Genomic DNA, 16,983 nt, shown 5'->3' with positions numbered 1-16,983 from the left:
TTTATTATCCTCCTAAATTAATAACAGGTTAGGATTCTCAAGAAATTCTTTTATCTTTACAAGAAATTTAGCACCATAAGCCCCATCTATTACTCTATGGTCTGCTGAAAGTGTAATATCCATCATTTTCCTAATCATTATCTCACCATTTACAGGAACCACTCTATCTTGAATAGCCCCAAAAGTAACTATAGCAACTTCAGGTGGATTAATTATAGCTAATATGGACTTTATTCCAAAAACTCCTACATTATTTACTGTTATACTTCTGTTAGATATATCTTCAACTCTCAGTTTTCTATTTCTTACCTTCTCTATCAATAAAATCCTTTCTTCATATATCTGAAGAATGTTTTTCTTATTAGCATTTTTAATTACAGGCACTACTACACCTTCATCCCCTAAAGCAACCGCAAAACCAACATTTATCTCCTCTAAAAGTTCTATTTCTGTTTCCTTAAAACGAGAATTTATTAAAGGGAAATCCTTTATAGAGGATGCTACAGCCTTGATAATAAAATCATCATAAGATATTTTTACATTATTTTTATTTATAAACTCTTCTCTCGCATTCACTAAGTTTGTAGCATCCATTTCTAACTCAGCATAAAAATGAGGTATATTTTGCTTACTCTTCAAAAGTCTCTCAGCTATAGTCCTTCTTGTAGTACTCAAAAGTATCTTTTTAATCTCATTATCTCCACTCAAAATTTATGCCCCCTTACTCTGGAATTTCCTCATCTAAGGTATCAGTAACATAAGCAAGAACAGTACCTACAGGAACTGTCTCTCCTTCTTTTACTAATATTTTTCTTAAATAACCATCATATTCACTCTCTATCTCCATTATTGCTTTTTCCACCTCTATCTCTAATAATGGTTCTCCCTTCTGTATTTTTTCTCCTTCTTTCTTAAGCCAAGTAGTGACAGTTCCATTTTCCATTACATCACTAACCTTTGGCATAACAATGTTCTTCACCATCCTTATCCTTCCTCCTTTCTAAAATAACTGTTTAATCTCATCTATTATTCTCTTATCATTGGGAAGGTAAGCCTTTTCAAGAACTGGAGAGGCTGGGGGTGGACAATAAGGAGCCCCTATCCTCAATGGTGGTCTCTCCAAATATGAATTTGCTTTTTCAAAAAGTTGAGTAATTATTTCAGCTGATAATGACATAAACTCTACTGCTTGAGTTACAATCGCAAATCTTCTTGTCCTTTTTACCGAATCTATTATAGTATCCATATCCAAAGGATAGAGACTTCTTAAATCTATAACCTCTAATTCAATTCCTTCCTTTTCCAATTCTTCTGCCGCCTTCAAAACAGCATATAACATGGCTGACCATGAAACTACCGTTACACTTTTATCGTAATTCTTAGCTTTTCTTTTAATATCTGCCTTCCCTAATGGAATTATGTAATCCTCTTTTGGTACTTTTCTTTTTGAAAGAGACAAAAGTAATGGATCTTGAAGAAGATTTTGATGCTCAATGTAAATTACAGGATTTTTATCTCTTATGGCTGATATTAAAAGCCCCTTTGCATCATAAGCATCTGATGGTGCAACAATTTTCAATCCTGGAAAATGGGTTAATATGGATTCAATACTTTGAGAATGCTGTCCTGCATATCCTTTACCACCACCAATAGTAGTTATTATGGTTAAAGGTATTTCTGCTTGACCACCAGTCATATAACGCATCTTAGCAGCTTGGTTTGCCACTTGATCTAAAGCAATTAAAATAAAATCAATATACATAATCTCAACAATAGGTCTCAATCCTCTCATAGCCGCACCAATTCCTGTTCCTACTATTGCAGCTTCCGATATAGCAGTGTTAAATATTCTATCTCTACCAAATATTTCCAATAAACCTTTTGTCTCACCAAAAGAACCACCATAATCAGCAATATCTTCTCCCCACATTAGCACCCTTCCATCTCTTTTCATCTCTTGATATAAAGCTTCAATTATAGCCTCTTTATAATTTATCTCTAACTCTGGATCCCTATCTTTAAAGGCTGGTTCTTTTAACACAGTAACGTTTCTAAACTTTTCAGGTACATAATCGTCAATAGGAGCATCATTGAATACATATAGAGTCATTTGTTTAGGATCAGGATTGGGTGATTCTATAACTTTTGCTGCTATTTCTTCATTCTTTTTGCGAGCCTCTCTCTTGAGATTTTCTACTTCTTCCTCCGTAAGTACTTCAGCCCTTATCAATTCCTTAGCAAAATTTTCTATAGGATCATATTTTTTCCATTCTTGAAGCTCATCATATGTACGATAAGTACCATCTTCTGGTTTCTCTAATGTATCACTTAAAGAATGTCCCACAAATCTATATCCCCAAAACTCAAGCAAAATAGGTCCTTCACCATTTCTTGCCTTTTCCACTGCTCTTTTTACCGCATCTCTTACAGCAAGCACATTCATAGCATTTACAACTTCAGCATGCATTCCCTTTTTGTTATAAGCAAATCCTCTTTCTGCAATATAATCTATTCCCGTGACCTCTCCCTTTTGTTGACCTGATTCTCCATATTGGTTATTCATAACCATAAATATGACTGGTACACCAAACTTTTTCTTCATCAACCCATTAGTGAATTGGGCCATACAAGCCATATTCAATGCCTCATGAGCTATACCCGTATTCATAGCCCCATCTCCAATAAAACATAGGGTTACCTTTCCATCCCCCATATATCTTGACGCCATAGCGGATCCCACTGCAATTCCCATACTACCTCCAACTATGGCATTAGCCCCTAAATGACCTACACTGAAGTCCGCAATATGCATGGAGCCTCCTCTTCCCTTACATGCCCCCCATTCCTTTCCAAATAGTTCTCCTATAGCCTTAAAGAGTTCTATATCAAGAGCGTATTGATATAATATATCTTTATTTTTGTTCTTCCAGTTATAACCTAAAAAATTGGCAATCTCTTTGTTACTTTCTACAAAAGAAAAAAGCTCCTCTTCTGACATATCTTTTAATCCAAAGTAACTTTTAGCTATTGCATCCCCATGTCCTCTATGAGTACTTGTTATATAATCATCCTTTTTAATAACCGATATTCCACCCGTTGGTACTGCTTCCTGTCCTATAGATAGATGAGTGGCTCCTATATATAAATAACGTATATTCCCATACTTACCCTTATTTGCCCTCAATTCATATATCATCTCTTCAAAATTTCTAATCATAAGCATACATTTAAAAAGATCAATACTTTCTTCCCTTGTTATTGTTCCCTCTTTTAATTCATCCTTAAGGGATTTATTATATTGAAACTTTGGGACTTTCCCGCCAACCTCAATATATCCTGGTTCAAACTCTGGGAATACATTTATCTCTTTTGGCAACTTTAGCACCTCCTTTTTATTTTTCTTTTATTTATTTTTATTTTTTATTTTCATTTCTTTTTCTTTTATATTAACATTACGCTCTTAAATGTCAAGCATAAAAACATTAAAGAAATATTAATTAATCGATATTCCAAGGAATAGCAGTCATATAGGCAAGATTGGGTTGTCTTGTGTCTAATCTTGAATGTTGCACCACAATTTTTATATTACTCTCCACTTTAATTGCAAAAGGTACATCTCTCTCAAGCTTCACCCCAAGAATTTCTTCTGACCTATCCAATCTTACATGCCATGTTCTCTTTGCAGGCACAACTATCTCCTTTGACTCTATTGGATCTCTATCTTCAAAATAGAAGGTGAATTTAACAGTAGCAGGTTTATCATTTACATTTAAAATACATGTAGACTCATGACTTGGTAAATTAACATCACCCACATCCGGTAAATATGCATCTGGTATAAGCCAAATCTTAGCACCAAGTTCTCTCTCCATTTATTAAACACCCCTTTCAAAATTTTACAAGTTTTCTTCTTTGCTCTATAAAGTTAGAAATTAAAATCGTTGATACTAATAATAATCCAAGTATAATAGTTATCACTTGGCTTGGTATATTTAAAAGATTAAGACTATAAGTGAGACATCCAAGTAAAAATAGAGAAAGTACAACCCCAATCATATTTCCAGATCCACCCAATATGCTTACTCCTCCTAAAACCACCGTTGCTATAACTTCAAGTTCTAAACCACTACCTATGTCAGGCCTTATACTGCTTAATCTTGATGTTAAAAATATAGTTCCTAAACCTGACATAAAACCTAAAAGAGTGAATAATATTATTTTTATTTTTTCTACTGGTATACCTGAAAATTTACATGCTTGCTCATTGTTCCCTATAGCATATATGTATCTTCCAAAAGTGGTTTTATGTAATATAAAGCCAAAAATAAAAGCAAAAATAATATATACTACTAATGAAAAGGGGATAGGAGTGTTTCCTATATACCCTTGTCCTAAGTACATAAAACTTTCAGATTCAATTCCTACTGCTGTGTCTTGTAATAAAATATAAGCTATTCCTCTATAGAGAGCATAAGTACCAAGAGTTATAGCTATAGCAGGTAACCTAAATCTAACAATTAGATAACCATTTAAAAATCCTCCTAAAGTAGATATTAGTAGCCCTATTAAAACACAAATCCAAATATTAGTACCGGCTCTATGAAGGACCCCCATAAAAGCAGATGTCATTCCCATATTTGATGCTACTGAGATGTCTATATTTCCACTAATAATGATATACGCCATAGCAAGGGAGATTAATCCTTTCTCCATAAAATTAGTGGTGTTATCAAGTAGGTTTACTATATCTAAAAAATAAGGAGACAAAATACTGCTTATTACAAATACTAATATAATCAATATAAGTAAGATTATTTCCCAAGTAATTTTAATTTTTAATTTCATGATCTCCTCCTATACCTTCTTTGAGTTCTTTCTGCTATCAAGGAATCTACTACTATTGCAGTCAAAAACATAAGTCCTTGTAGAGCAAGCTTATAGAAGGGAGAAATTCTCATAATATTTAATCCATTTACTATCATGGTCAACAATAATACCCCTAAAACAACCCCTCCTATTTTACCTGATCCTCCAGTAGTTTTTACTCCACCTATAACTACAGCCGAAATAGCAGATAATTCAAACCCTACAGCAGCACTACTTTCGGCAGAGGCAAATCTTGAAGTATATAAAACACCACTTAGACCTGATAAAATTCCTGATATTAGATAGACTAAAAAAAGCAATTTTATTTTATCTAAACCAATATAGACCGCAGATTGTGGATTATTACCTACTGCATATATACTTCTTCCTATAGATTTGTAGTTAAGTATATAGTAAAAAAGAAGAAAAACTATAAAAGCATAAATAATCAATATAGGAATACCAAAAACTTCCACCCTTGTTAAGAGCTTATAACCTTCAGGCATTTCATGAGCATTAACCCACTTTCCCTGACTTATAATATAAACAATTCCTCTAAAAATATACATGGTAGAGAGAGTGGCTATAATCGGGATTACCCTACCTTTTGCCACAAATAAACCGTTTATAGTCCCACATATACCCCCGATAATAATACCTAAAATTGGTGCTAAAATAACCGGAAGATTAGGCAAATCTCTATATAGCATAGAGACAATCATACCTGTCAAGGCAAGATTAGAGCCAACAGAAAGATCTATTCCCCCAGTCAAAATTACCATCATTTCTCCTATAGCCACAATGTTCAATATAGATGCATCAAGAAGAATATAACGAATATTCTCCCAGGTCACAAAATATGGATTTCTTATGGCTATAATTAGACCAAAAAAGAAAAGAGGAAATATTATGCCTATCTCTCTCAATCTCGATATATTACTATCTTTTTTTATTCCAATCATAGTATCTAACTCTGTCATAAACAGCCTCCTTTAATCATTAACTCTTTACCAGATGTCCTCTTCCCAAAGCTAATGACAAAATCTTTTCTTGAGTTGCTTCCTTTCTTGAAAGACTTCCCACTAATCTTCCCTCATGCATCACCAAAATCCTATCACTCATACCTATTACCTCAGGCATTTCTGAAGAAATAAGTATTATTCCATAACCTTCTTGAACCAATTTATTGATTAGGTTATAAATAGCTACTTTAGCTCCCACATCTACACCTCTTGTAGGTTCATCCAAAATAAGAATCCTTGGATTTGTAGCGAGCCACTTAGCAAGGACAACCTTTTGTTGATTTCCTCCAGATAAATTCATAACCTTTTGCCTGAATCCAGTAGCTCTAATATCCAACAATTCATAGTATCTTTTTGTAAGAGTTTCTTCTTCTTGTTTATTAATAACTCCTTTATTGGCTAAACTTTGTAAAATAGGAAGAGTAACATTACATACAATATCCATAGGTAGAAGTAGTCCATGCTGATGCCTGTCTTCAGGAACATAGACTATTCCATGACTTATAGCATCTTTAGGACTATTTATTTCTACCTCTTTTCCTTTTATATATATCTTGCCTTTATCTTTCTTTCTTATCCCAAATATGGTTTGAGCAACCTCTGTTCTTCCAGAACCTACGAGTCCTGCTATTCCTAAAACCTCTCCTTCATAAAGTTCAAAGGAAATATCATAAAATTCTCCATGTTTTGTTAATCCTTCTACCTTAAGCAGAATATCACCCTTTTTAGCCTCTACCTTAGGATACATATCCTCTAACTTTCTTCCTACCATCATTTGAATCAACTCATCCATATTTGTATCTTTTACATCTCTTGTTCCTATATACTGTCCATCTCTTAGTACTGTTACTCTATCAGCTATTTCAAAAACCTCTTCCAACCTATGAGAAATAAATATAATAGAAGTGCCCTTATGCTTAAGATTTCTTATAATATTAAAAAGTCTTTGGGTTTCTTCTAAGGTCAAGGAAGAAGTAGGTTCATCCATAATTAAAATCTTAGGATTTATGGATAAAACTCTTGCAATTTCTACCAATTGCCTTTCAGCTATACTGAGATTTTTTACAGGAACCTTAGGATTCAATTCTATTCCTAAGGAGTTTAATAAATTCTCAGCTTCTTTATATAGGTTCTTCCAATCAATATTTTTAAAAAATGGACTATATTTATAATGGCCTATAAATATATTCTCAGCCACACTCAATTCCGGAAATAAAGCAAGCTCCTGGAAAACGGCAGCAATACCATACTTTTGAGCATCCATAGAATTTTTCAGATGGATTTTCTTTCCTTCTAAAATAATCTCTCCACTATCAGGTTGCAATACACCACTTATAATTTTAATCAAAGTAGACTTTCCAGCCCCATTTTCTCCCAATAAAGCATGAATTTCTCCTCTTTTTAAATTAAAATCAACATTTTGTAAAACTGGTTTTGTTCCTGTATAAGTTTTATATATTCCAAAAACCCCTAATATATAATCGCTCATATACTTTATTAACCCCTTCTTTCAATAAATAAAATATAAGAGGGGGAGAGATTCTCCCCCTCCTTTTTAATTAGTATACTTTTGACCAATAATCTATATTAGATGCATCAAATACAAATGGAGGTCCAAGAATTATCATTCTTCCACCATTGCCTTCATCCACTATTTTTCTTTCTCCAAGTCTACCCAAATTAACTTTCTCTCCTACATTACCCTTTATCTCTTTTGTTAACAAACGATAAGTGGCATATATTGTTGCATAACCTAAATCTATAGGATTCCATAAAGCAAAAGCTTTACATGTTCCTCTCTTCACATATTCTGCCATTTCACTTGGTAAACCAAGACCTGTAAGCTGTACTTTTCCTGATAGTCCTGCATCCTCAATAGCACGAGCAGCAGCTGCAATACCTACTGTTGTTGGTGCAATTATTCCCTTTAAATTTGGATAAGATTTAAATAATCCCATTGCTTCATTATAACTTTTCTCTCTAATATCATCCCCATACACTATGGCCACAAGTTTCATCTTACTATATTCTGGTTTTTTAAGTTCTTCTTTCATCCATGCTATCCATGTATTTTGATTAGCCATGGTAGAGGCAGCGCTTAGCACAGCAATTTCACCCTCATAATTTATCATCTTAGCTAAAAGTTGAACTTGAATTCTTCCTATTTGCTCCATATCTGCCTGATTTACAAAAAGCTTTCTTCCTTGAGGTTTCACAGCAGAATCAAAAGTTACAACTGGAATACCTCTGAGTTGAGCCTTTCTACATACTGGAACTAAAGCATCGGGATCATTGGCAGAAACACAGATTGCACTAACTTTTTGAGCAATCATTGAGTTAATAATATCAATTTGCCCTTGAACGCTTGACGCAGCTGGAGATTGATATAAAACAGTAATTCCTAATTCTTTTGCAGCCTCTTGAGCTCCTTTATTTACTGCTTCAAAAAATGGGTTACCAGCAGTTTTACATACTAATCCAATAACAAATTTTTTTTGAGCAAATCCTTGTGTACCTAAGGTAAGAAGAATAACAATTAATAAAACGATCAAAAACTTTTTCATAAATAATCCCCCCTAATTAAAAAATTTTTATATATCCAACTTGAAATCTTAGATACTTAACTACTCACCTCCCCTCTTTAGCATAAATTTTCATCTTCTTTTATCTTTTTCTTTCATTTATTTTTATTTTTTATTTTACATGTAATATGTATTTTTGTCAAAAAATTGAAAGACATCAAAAAACAGTAAGAATCTTAACAACAGGAATATATTTTTTATAGAAAAGAAAAAACAAAAACATTTAGATTAATTTATCTATTTTATCTATAAAGTTTTTATATTCATTGACAAAATAAGTTAAAAATGATATTAAATAAACAGTATAATTAAAAATAATTCAAAATATATAAAAACATATTGTGGAGGGAAAAATGGAGATTAAAGTTAAATACCCTAATCAAGAGAATTTCAAAAAATTTGGAACCTTAATAGTTCCTCCTTTTAATAATCCTCCTGCAGCAAAATCAGAAGTCTTTAACTATTATCACAACATAGCTGACATTTCATCTCTTGGAAGTGAGGGATGTTTAGGATATTTAGAAATCAGAAGAGATTTCAATAGAGATTTTATCTTAGAAAAAATAGAAAGACATAAACAAACCTTGGAAGCCTTTATTCCCATATCGGGAGCTGGAATAATTTGCCTTGCTCCTGCAACTCCTGGGAAAAATATACCTGATTCAAATTCCATAGAAGCTTTCTGGATAGACGGCACAGCATCTTTTGTCCTTAATGAGGGAGTATGGCACTGGTTACCTTATCCTATTACTCCTGAGCTAAGATTTATATTGGTATTAAAAAAGCCAACAGTAGAAAAAGATATTGAAATTGTAGATTTGCCTAATAAAATAAAAATAAATCTCTAAAAAAAGATAGTAATAAAGAAGAGGAAGGCTTTTTTGCCTTCCCCTTCTTTATTTACCTTTTTCTATCTCTTACTCGTATAGACACTCTCTTATCTTAGGATCATCAATATTTGTCTTATCATACCAATAGAAACCACTGTCTATGAATTTTGGTAACTTTTCACCCTTAATCGCTTTTACAGCAGCCTCAACAGCCATATAACCCATTCCAACTGGATTTTGGGTTATAGCACCTTTCATTAAACCAGATTTAATTGCTTCAATCTGTAGTTTTCCAGAGTCATATCCTATCACTACTATCTTTCCTACCTTATTCATCTCTCTAACTGCATTAATTACTCCAATAGCAGACCCTTCATTCGCTCCAAAAATACCCTTCAATCTTGGATGAGCTTGTATAATAGCTTTTGTTAGATCTGTAGATTTAAGATGATCACCACCACCATATTGAATATCAACTATTTTTATTAATGGATACTTTTGTTTAATCCTATTTACAAATCCATCTCTTCTATCAATTCCAGTTCTACTTGTTTGGTCATGTACTACTAAAGCAACTTCACCAATCCTTCCTATAAATTCTGCCATCTTATCAGCAGCATAACCCGCAGCCTTTATATTATCTGTTGCAACTGTTGTTACAGGAATATTACTATCTACTCCAGAGTCAAATCCAATTACAGGAATACCCATTTGACGTGCTTTCTCAAGATATGGTATAACTGCTTTGCTATCAAGAGCTGCAATACAAAGAGCTGCAGGTTTCTTAGCAAGAGCTGCTTGAAGCATTTCAATCTGTTTATCTACCATTGCTTCAGATTCTGGACCTTCAAAGGTTATAGTTACTCCTAAATCCTTTGCTGCTTTTTCAGCACCACTTTTTACTGCTTGCCAGAACTGATGCTGGAACCCTTTGGAGACCATAGCAATGTATGGTCTTTGGGCAGACGTAATGGAAAGCCCAATAAGGAAAATGAACATTAAGGATACAATTAGGAAACGCTTCATTTTTTAAACCTCCCCCGTTAAAGGATTTTTTATAATATTTGCCTTTTGGGCAAATATTACCCAGATTATCATATCTCTCTACTCCTTCTCATCATATCAAGATAAACAGCACCAATAACTATAATTCCACTTACTACAATCTGCCATTCTTGAGGTACAGAGAGAATTCTTAAACCATTAGTTAAAGTACTCATAATTAATGCACCTATGACTGTTCCTATTATAGAGCCCTCTCCACCCCTCAATGATGTGCCTCCTATTACTACAGCCGCTATAGCATCCAATTCATATCCTTGACCTAAAGCTGGTTGTGCAGAATTTAATCTTGAAGCCATTATGACACCAGCAATACCCACAAAAGTTCCACATAAGGAGTATATTATTATCTTCCATTTATCAACATTCAGACCTGATAATCTTGCTGCATCTTCATTGCTTCCTATAGCAAAGGTATATCTTCCAAGAGCGGTTCTGTTGAGAAGAATATTCGCAATAATTATGAAAAGGATAAACCACAAAATCGCATTAGGGAATTCTCCGATACCTGGTATTATTTTTCCTATAATAGATCCCATAGCAATCTTATTAAATATAGGAGCATCCATAAAGTAAATTGGTTTACAGCCTGATATAACCAAAGCTAAACCTTTTGCAATCATCATCATACCCAGAGTTGCAATAAAGGGAGGTAATTTCATTTTTGATATAACAAACCCATTAATAAAACCAGCTAAAGTACCTGTTAATATTCCCCCTAAAACACCAATAAATACTGGTAATTTCCAAAAAGCTATAAAAACACCACTCATCACAGAGGATATAGTCATAACAGTACCTATAGAAAGGTCAATACCACCTGTTATAATAACAAAGGTTACACCAAGAGCAAGAAGACCATTTACACAAGTAGCAAGCAAAATTGCAACCACATTTTCATAGGTCAAAAAATTAGGTGATGCAATTGAGAAAAAGGTAAAAAGCAAAAAGAGACTTGCAAACATTAAAATTTGTCTTAGTCCACTCTTAGAGAAAAGAGCTGATAATTTATTAACCATTTAAATTAAAACCTCCTTTTGGTCTTCATACATGGTAGCATATTTCAATATTTTCTCCTCAGTGGCTTCTTCAGCATTCAGAATACCTGTTATTCTGCCTTCACACATAACCACAATTCTATGACTCATTCTTAATATTTCGGGAAGCTCCGAGGAGATCATTATAATTGATTTTCCTTCTTTTATTAATTCATTCATAAGCTTATATATTTCATTTTTCGCTCCCACATCTATACCTCTCGTAGGTTCATCAAAGATGAGTATGCCACAATTTCTTAAAAGCCATTTTGCGACTACAACTTTTTGTTGATTTCCTCCAGATAAATTCATAACTTTTTGCCTAATAGATGGTGTCCTTATCTTTAACCTCTCAACATATTCATTTGAAACTTTCTCTGCCTTTTTATCATCAACAAAACCTAATGCTTTTAAAAATTCACTCATGGAAGGCAAAATTATATTTGTCTTCACATCCAAATTGGGCATTAAACCATATCTTTTCCTATCCTCAGATAGATATCCAATACCGTGCTTTATAGCATCCCATGGATTTTTAATATTAACTTTTTTAGACTTTACATATATTTCTCCGGAATCGATAGGATCAGCACCAAATATTGCTCTTGCTAACTCTGTCCTTCCAGCTCCTATTAATCCTGCAAATCCTAAGATTTCCCCTTTTCTTAACTCAAAATTAATATTTTTTAATATCTTTCCTCTTCTTAAGTTTCTAACAGCTAAGACAACTTCAGCCTCTTCCTCTACTTCTTTTTCTCTAAGAGTCTCATAAATCTCTCTACCCACCATCATGCTTATAATCTTATCAATGGTCACATTTTCTATGTTTTCTGTTCCTATATATTGTCCATCTCTCATTACAGTTACTCTATCAGCTATTTGTTTTAATTCTTCCAATCTATGAGAAATATAGATTATCCCTATTCCTTGAGATTTTAACTTTCTTATGATACTAAATAACTCTTCTGTTTCCGCTTCACTTAAAGCAGCTGTTGGCTCATCAAAAATTATTACCTCTGAATTAAATGATAAGGCTTTAGCAATTTCAACCATTTGCTGTTTACCAACAGTTAATTCTGAAACTTTTACTTTTGGATCCACTTTTAAATGAAGCATATCTAAAAGTTCTTTTGTTCTTTTATTAATCTCGTCATCATCTAAGAATATTGGTATATTTTTCTTTTTTGGTTCTCTACCTATAAAAATATTTTGAGCTACTGTGAGATGAGGCATTAAATTTAATTCTTGGAAAACCATACTTATTCCCATCTCTTGTGCAACACGAGGATTAGGAATGTCTACCTCTTTTCCTTTATATACAATCCTTCCTGAATCCTTTCTATAAGCGCCAACTAATATCTTCATTAATGTAGACTTCCCCGCTCCATTTTCTCCAACCAATGCATGTACCTCACCACGTTTCAGCTCAAAATAAGCATCCTTTAAAGCTTGAACCCCTGGGAAACTCTTATTTATATTTTCCATAAAGACTAAGGTCTCAGTATTTATAGTTTCATCCCCCTTATTTAAAATTTATTATCCTCTTACTTTTTTATAGAGTGGTCCAAAGTTTAAACAAGCTCTATAATCAGCTCCTTCTAAATCTTGAGTACCAAACATAGACCAAGCACTTGGTCTAAATATTCTATCTTCCTCCACATTATGCATACAAACAGGAATCCTTAAAATGGAAGCAAGTGTTATGAAAAGATCACCCACATGCCCATAAGTAATAGCACAGTGATTTGCCCCCCAATTTTCCATTACTGAGTAAACACTTTTAAAGGCACCCTTTCCAGTGAGCTTAGGCACAAACCATGTAGTTGGCCAAGTTGGATCTGTTCTTCTATCCAGAATATCATGAACATGGGGAGGAAGTTCCACTGTGTAACCTTCTGCAATCTGTAAAACAGGGCCAAGCCCCTTAACTATATTTAATCTACTTATAGTTACTGGCATGCCTCCTCTTGTAGTAAAGTCAGTAGAAAAACCACCACCCCTAAAATATCCAAGGTTAGCATAACAGAATTTAGTGACATTAATACATTTCAAAACTTCCTCATCAGTTATCTCCCAGAATGGCTTTATAGCTGGTTTTCCATCTATTTCTTGTTCTCCTGTACCGTCAAGAGCAGCAGGTCCAGAATTTATTAAATGAATTATTCCATTTTGGGCTAAACCTTCAGGCTTCCATCCTGTAACCCTATATATTGCTTCAGGGCTCCAATAAGTTCTAACATCAGCAAAAATCTGAGCAGTGTTAGTTAGAAGATGACCAAATAACATACATACTCCATTGAGACTATCATTCTCTGTTGCCAATATATAAGGTTGTCTTAATCCATTCCAATCAAAAGATGAATTTAAAATAGCCTCTGGAAAATCACCATTTGGAAAATGATCTGTCCATTGTCTTTGCCCTTGAAATCCTGCTACAATAGCATTATGTCCTAAACTCTCTTCAGGATAACCAAGTTCTTCTAACTTTTTATTTCCAACCATTAAATCTCTGATTATTAACGTCATCTTCACTACAAATTCCCATACTTCCTGCTTTTTCTTCTCATCAACCCTTTTTTCAGGTGGATTAGGATATTCTCCCTCTTTCAAATATTTTTTAACCCACTCCATTGCTCTGCTGAATTCTTCTTCATCATAAATCTTTCTTTCAATCCTACGAATTATTTCTGTCATATCTACATACTCAACCCTCATCCCTAAATAATCCTCAAAGAAGTCAGGATCAACAATAGATCCTGCAATTCCCATAGAGACACTACCTATAGAAAGATAAGACTTATTTTTCATAATAGCTACTGCTAAAGCACTCTTTACAAACTTAATTATCTTTTCTTTTACGTCAGAAGGGATAGTGTAATCATCTCTATCTTGAACGTCTTTTCCATAAATCTTAAATACTGGAAGCCCTTTTTGATTGTGAGCAGCTGAAACTGCTGCAAGATAAACTGCTCCTGGTCTTTCTGTACCATTAAATCCCCAAACAGCCTTTGGAATATCAAGGCTCATATCCATTGTTTCCGCTCCATAACACCAACAAGGAGTAACAGTTATAGATACTCCTACTCCTTCTTTTCTAAAGAGCTCATCTGCCATTCTTGCTTCTGCAACTCCTCCAATACACCTTTCTGGGATTACACATTTAACTTTTTCTCCATTGGGAAGATAAACAATATTTTCAATAAACTCTGCAACTGCCTTTGCAAGATTCATAGTTTGATCTTCTAAAGTCTCTCTTACACCCCCATATCTTCCATCTATAGTTGGACGAATTCCTACTTTGGGATAATCCTCTATAAACCTTTTTTCACCAACTCTAATAGGGAATAATCTACCCATAGAAAATATCCTCCCTTCTTAATTAATTCTTAGGTGGAGCTGTAGACTTTCTTATAATTAATTCAGGAGTCAACATAATCTCTCTTTTTTCTTGTATCTTATCTTTATTCTCTATTCTCCTTATTAAAAGTTCCGCAGCCAAAACTCCCATTGTATAGGCTGGCTGTTTTACTACAGTAAGAAAAGGATATACCTCAGACAAACTCTCAATATCATCAAAAGAAACAAGAGAAATATCATCTGGAATTTCCAATCCTTTTTCTTTAATTGCCAACATAGCACCAATAGCCATTAAATTGTTACCCCCAAAAACAGCTGTTGGAGGATCTTTTATCTCTAATAACTCTTTTGTTAATCTATATCCATCTTCCTTAGAGAATTTAGATCTCTCGCTAATTTTTATTAAACTATCATCAATAGGAATTTTTGCCTCGTTCAAAGCCTTTTTATATCCTTCTACTCTATCTCTTGCTGTAGAAATAAACGTGCTTCCTACCACAATTCCTATTCTCTTATGCCCTAATTCAATTAAATGTTTTGTCAACAAATATGCCCCATATACACTATCTCCTCTTACAATATCTAAGTCATTAACACCTTCAATCGTTCTATCAATCAAAACTATAGGTATATTTTTAAGGAATAAAGATTTTAAGGGAGTTTTTTTCCCAGATGCAGAGGCATAGATAACACCATCTACTTTACTTTTAGCCAAAACTTCTACATACATTAATTCCTTTTCAGGATTTTCATCTGTACTGCATATTATTACTGTGTAATGCTTAGAGATTGCAGTATCCTCTACGCCACGAGCAATTGTTGTAAAAAATGGGTTTGTTATATCAGAGATCACAAGTCCTATAGTAGAAGTTTTATTTAATACTAAGCTTCTCGCGATAGAATTAGGGACATAACCTAATTCTTCAATAGCTTTTAAGACCTTCTTTCGGGTACTTTCACTTACATTCTTACCCCCATTAATAACCCTTGAAACGGTCATTACTGATACTCCAGCCTTTTTAGCCACATCTTTAATAGTTACCAATCTTAGATCCCCCTACTTACTTATATTTTTATGTTAACGATAACATAATACTATAAAAATTAAAAATCGTCAATAAGATTAAAAAATTAAAAATTAGCGAATCCTTGAATATAGCTTATTTAAAGCTATAATAAAGATAAATATTATTCTCCATAAAACATAACTTAGATGGGACCTATACATCTAAATATACAAGATGAAATTATATAACTTTTGAACAAAAACTTTTTATAATTTATTCCAGAAAAATATGGCTAAAGGTTAAGAAGAATCTGATACGTGAGGGAATTTCCCCTTTTTTGACAATCACCAATTTTTTATGTTATTATCCAAAAATAAAAATAAATAAAATAATTAGGTGATATAAATTATGCTTCCTGATGAAAGAAGATCTAAAATACTTGAGCTTTTAGAAAAAGAAAGAAGTATCAAAGTTAACGACTTAGTTAAATTATTCAATGTAACAGGAGCAACTATAAGAAGAGATTTAGAAGCCTTGGAAAAAGAGGGTTTCCTTAAGAGAACACATGGTGGAGCAATACTACCTCATAGTTTTTCCTTTGAACCTCTTTTTACTACTAAAAAAAGACAAAACCTTAAAGAAAAAATGGCTATTGGGAAAAAGGCTGCAGAGATCATAAATGATGGTGAATCCATATTTATTGAAGCAGGGAGCACCACATTACAAATAGCAAAAAATATAAAAAATAAACATGATCTTACAGTGCTTACAAATTCGATAGAAGTTGCAAGAGAACTTCTTAACGCAAGAGGTGTAGAAGTAATATTAACAGGTGGTGTTCTTAGAAAAGAGACTATTGCTCTCATTGGGCCATTGGCAGAAAGAGTTTTAAGAGAATTTAGAGTTGATAAGGTATTTTTAGGTATATCTGGAATTATACCTTCAAAAGGTATGTATACTGCAAGTATAGCTGAATCCCAAATTAAAAAATTAATCATAGAGATGGGAAGAGAAATTATAGGAGTTGCAGATCATAGTAAATTTGGAAAGGAATGTTTTTCTTTCGTAGCACCCACAAATGTTATGCATAAAATTATCATTGATGACAATGTTCCATCTCATTATATAGAAGACCTTAAAAAAGAAGGAGTAGAAGTTATAACTGTACATCCCGAAGAAGAATAAACCTATAACACCCATTATGGTATAATTTTTTAAAA

At 33.3% G+C, this 16,983-nt stretch carries 15 protein-coding genes; 2 read left to right on the top strand and 13 right to left on the bottom strand.

The window, feature by feature from the left end:
• Positions 1-12: 12 nt before the first annotated feature.
• The 8 genes from ACY3JJ_RS02315 to rhaS all read right to left on the bottom strand — a co-directional run bounded on the left by ACY3JJ_RS02315 (position 13) and on the right by rhaS (position 8,452).
• Positions 13-708 carry a dihydrolipoamide acetyltransferase family protein gene (locus tag ACY3JJ_RS02315; protein WP_463092188.1) on the bottom strand — a complete coding sequence of 232 codons (696 nt, stop codon included), beginning with the start codon at positions 706-708 and terminating at the stop codon, positions 13-15.
• A gap of 13 nt (positions 709-721) precedes the next feature.
• On the bottom strand, positions 722-982 hold the full coding sequence (locus tag ACY3JJ_RS02310) for a biotin/lipoyl-containing protein (protein WP_463083191.1): 261 nt from the start codon (positions 980-982) through the stop codon (positions 722-724).
• An 18-nt stretch (positions 983-1,000) separates the two neighbouring features.
• Positions 1,001-3,385: an alpha-ketoacid dehydrogenase subunit alpha/beta gene (locus ACY3JJ_RS02305; protein WP_463092187.1), complete on the bottom strand. Its 2,385-nt coding sequence runs from the start codon at positions 3,383-3,385 to the stop codon at positions 1,001-1,003.
• Positions 3,386-3,497: 112 nt separating this feature from the next.
• A complete protein-coding gene (locus ACY3JJ_RS02300) occupies positions 3,498-3,872 on the bottom strand; it encodes a sensory rhodopsin transducer (RefSeq protein ID WP_463092186.1) in 375 nt (124 codons plus the stop codon).
• A 16-nt stretch (positions 3,873-3,888) separates the two neighbouring features.
• Positions 3,889-4,845 carry an ABC transporter permease gene (locus tag ACY3JJ_RS02295; protein ID WP_463092185.1) on the bottom strand — a complete coding sequence of 319 codons (957 nt, stop codon included), beginning with the start codon at positions 4,843-4,845 and terminating at the stop codon, positions 3,889-3,891.
• Entirely contained in the window at positions 4,842-5,846 is a 1,005-nt protein-coding gene (locus tag ACY3JJ_RS02290) for an ABC transporter permease (protein WP_463092184.1), read from the bottom strand. The genes ACY3JJ_RS02295 and ACY3JJ_RS02290 overlap by 4 nt, the downstream gene beginning before the upstream one ends.
• Positions 5,847-5,865: 19 nt before the next feature.
• Positions 5,866-7,377: a sugar ABC transporter ATP-binding protein gene (locus tag ACY3JJ_RS02285; RefSeq protein ID WP_463092183.1), complete on the bottom strand. Its 1,512-nt coding sequence runs from the start codon at positions 7,375-7,377 to the stop codon at positions 5,866-5,868.
• 70 nt (positions 7,378-7,447) lie between these two features.
• Entirely contained in the window at positions 7,448-8,452 is a 1,005-nt protein-coding gene (gene rhaS / locus ACY3JJ_RS02280) for a rhamnose ABC transporter substrate-binding protein (protein WP_463092182.1), read from the bottom strand.
• 371 nt (positions 8,453-8,823) lie between these two features.
• On the opposite strand from rhaS, the gene ACY3JJ_RS02275 reads away from it, so the two are divergent.
• The gene (locus tag ACY3JJ_RS02275) at positions 8,824-9,318 is read left to right on the top strand and encodes an ureidoglycolate lyase (RefSeq protein WP_463092181.1); all 495 of its coding nucleotides are present in this window, start codon (positions 8,824-8,826) and stop codon (positions 9,316-9,318) included.
• 69 nt (positions 9,319-9,387) lie between these two features.
• On the opposite strand, the gene ACY3JJ_RS02270 is transcribed toward ACY3JJ_RS02275, so the two are convergent.
• The 5 genes from ACY3JJ_RS02270 to ACY3JJ_RS02250 all read right to left on the bottom strand — a co-directional run bounded on the left by ACY3JJ_RS02270 (position 9,388) and on the right by ACY3JJ_RS02250 (position 15,801).
• Positions 9,388-10,326 carry a substrate-binding domain-containing protein gene (locus ACY3JJ_RS02270; RefSeq protein ID WP_463092180.1) on the bottom strand — a complete coding sequence of 313 codons (939 nt, stop codon included), beginning with the start codon at positions 10,324-10,326 and terminating at the stop codon, positions 9,388-9,390.
• A gap of 68 nt (positions 10,327-10,394) precedes the next feature.
• A complete protein-coding gene (locus ACY3JJ_RS02265) occupies positions 10,395-11,381 on the bottom strand; it encodes an ABC transporter permease (RefSeq protein ID WP_463092179.1) in 987 nt (328 codons plus the stop codon).
• A complete protein-coding gene (locus ACY3JJ_RS02260) occupies positions 11,382-12,884 on the bottom strand; it encodes a sugar ABC transporter ATP-binding protein (protein ID WP_463092178.1) in 1,503 nt (500 codons plus the stop codon). It lies immediately after the preceding gene.
• Positions 12,885-12,935: 51 nt separating this feature from the next.
• Positions 12,936-14,756: an L-fucose isomerase gene (locus ACY3JJ_RS02255; protein ID WP_463092177.1), complete on the bottom strand. Its 1,821-nt coding sequence runs from the start codon at positions 14,754-14,756 to the stop codon at positions 12,936-12,938.
• A 22-nt stretch (positions 14,757-14,778) separates the two neighbouring features.
• A complete protein-coding gene (locus ACY3JJ_RS02250) occupies positions 14,779-15,801 on the bottom strand; it encodes a LacI family DNA-binding transcriptional regulator (protein WP_463092176.1) in 1,023 nt (340 codons plus the stop codon).
• A gap of 370 nt (positions 15,802-16,171) precedes the next feature.
• Between ACY3JJ_RS02250 and ACY3JJ_RS02245 the strand changes: the two genes are divergently transcribed.
• Positions 16,172-16,948, top strand: coding sequence for a DeoR/GlpR family DNA-binding transcription regulator (locus ACY3JJ_RS02245; protein WP_463092175.1), 777 nt, complete (start codon positions 16,172-16,174; stop codon positions 16,946-16,948).
• Positions 16,949-16,983 lie beyond the last annotated feature (35 nt).

This window comes from Dictyoglomus sp. DH (assembly GCF_055181375.1).
This window is presented reverse-complemented; position numbering and strand designations above follow the sequence as displayed.

Coding starts and splice junctions, on each gene's coding strand:
- ACY3JJ_RS02310 (WP_463083191.1), bottom strand. CDS start 982: ATGGTGAAGAACATTGTTATGCCAAAGGTTAGTGATGTAATGGAAAAT.
- ACY3JJ_RS02300 (WP_463092186.1), bottom strand. CDS start 3,872: ATGGAGAGAGAACTTGGTGCTAAGATTTGGCTTATACCAGATGCATAT.
- ACY3JJ_RS02295 (WP_463092185.1), bottom strand. CDS start 4,845: ATGAAATTAAAAATTAAAATTACTTGGGAAATAATCTTACTTATATTG.
- ACY3JJ_RS02290 (WP_463092184.1), bottom strand. CDS start 5,846: ATGACAGAGTTAGATACTATGATTGGAATAAAAAAAGATAGTAATATA.
- ACY3JJ_RS02285 (WP_463092183.1), bottom strand. CDS start 7,377: ATGAGCGATTATATATTAGGGGTTTTTGGAATATATAAAACTTATACA.
- rhaS (WP_463092182.1), bottom strand. CDS start 8,452: ATGAAAAAGTTTTTGATCGTTTTATTAATTGTTATTCTTCTTACCTTA.
- ACY3JJ_RS02275 (WP_463092181.1), top strand. CDS start 8,824: ATGGAGATTAAAGTTAAATACCCTAATCAAGAGAATTTCAAAAAATTT.
- ACY3JJ_RS02270 (WP_463092180.1), bottom strand. CDS start 10,326: ATGAAGCGTTTCCTAATTGTATCCTTAATGTTCATTTTCCTTATTGGG.
- ACY3JJ_RS02265 (WP_463092179.1), bottom strand. CDS start 11,381: ATGGTTAATAAATTATCAGCTCTTTTCTCTAAGAGTGGACTAAGACAA.
- ACY3JJ_RS02260 (WP_463092178.1), bottom strand. CDS start 12,884: ATGGAAAATATAAATAAGAGTTTCCCAGGGGTTCAAGCTTTAAAGGAT.
- ACY3JJ_RS02255 (WP_463092177.1), bottom strand. CDS start 14,756: ATGGGTAGATTATTCCCTATTAGAGTTGGTGAAAAAAGGTTTATAGAG.
- ACY3JJ_RS02245 (WP_463092175.1), top strand. CDS start 16,172: ATGCTTCCTGATGAAAGAAGATCTAAAATACTTGAGCTTTTAGAAAAA.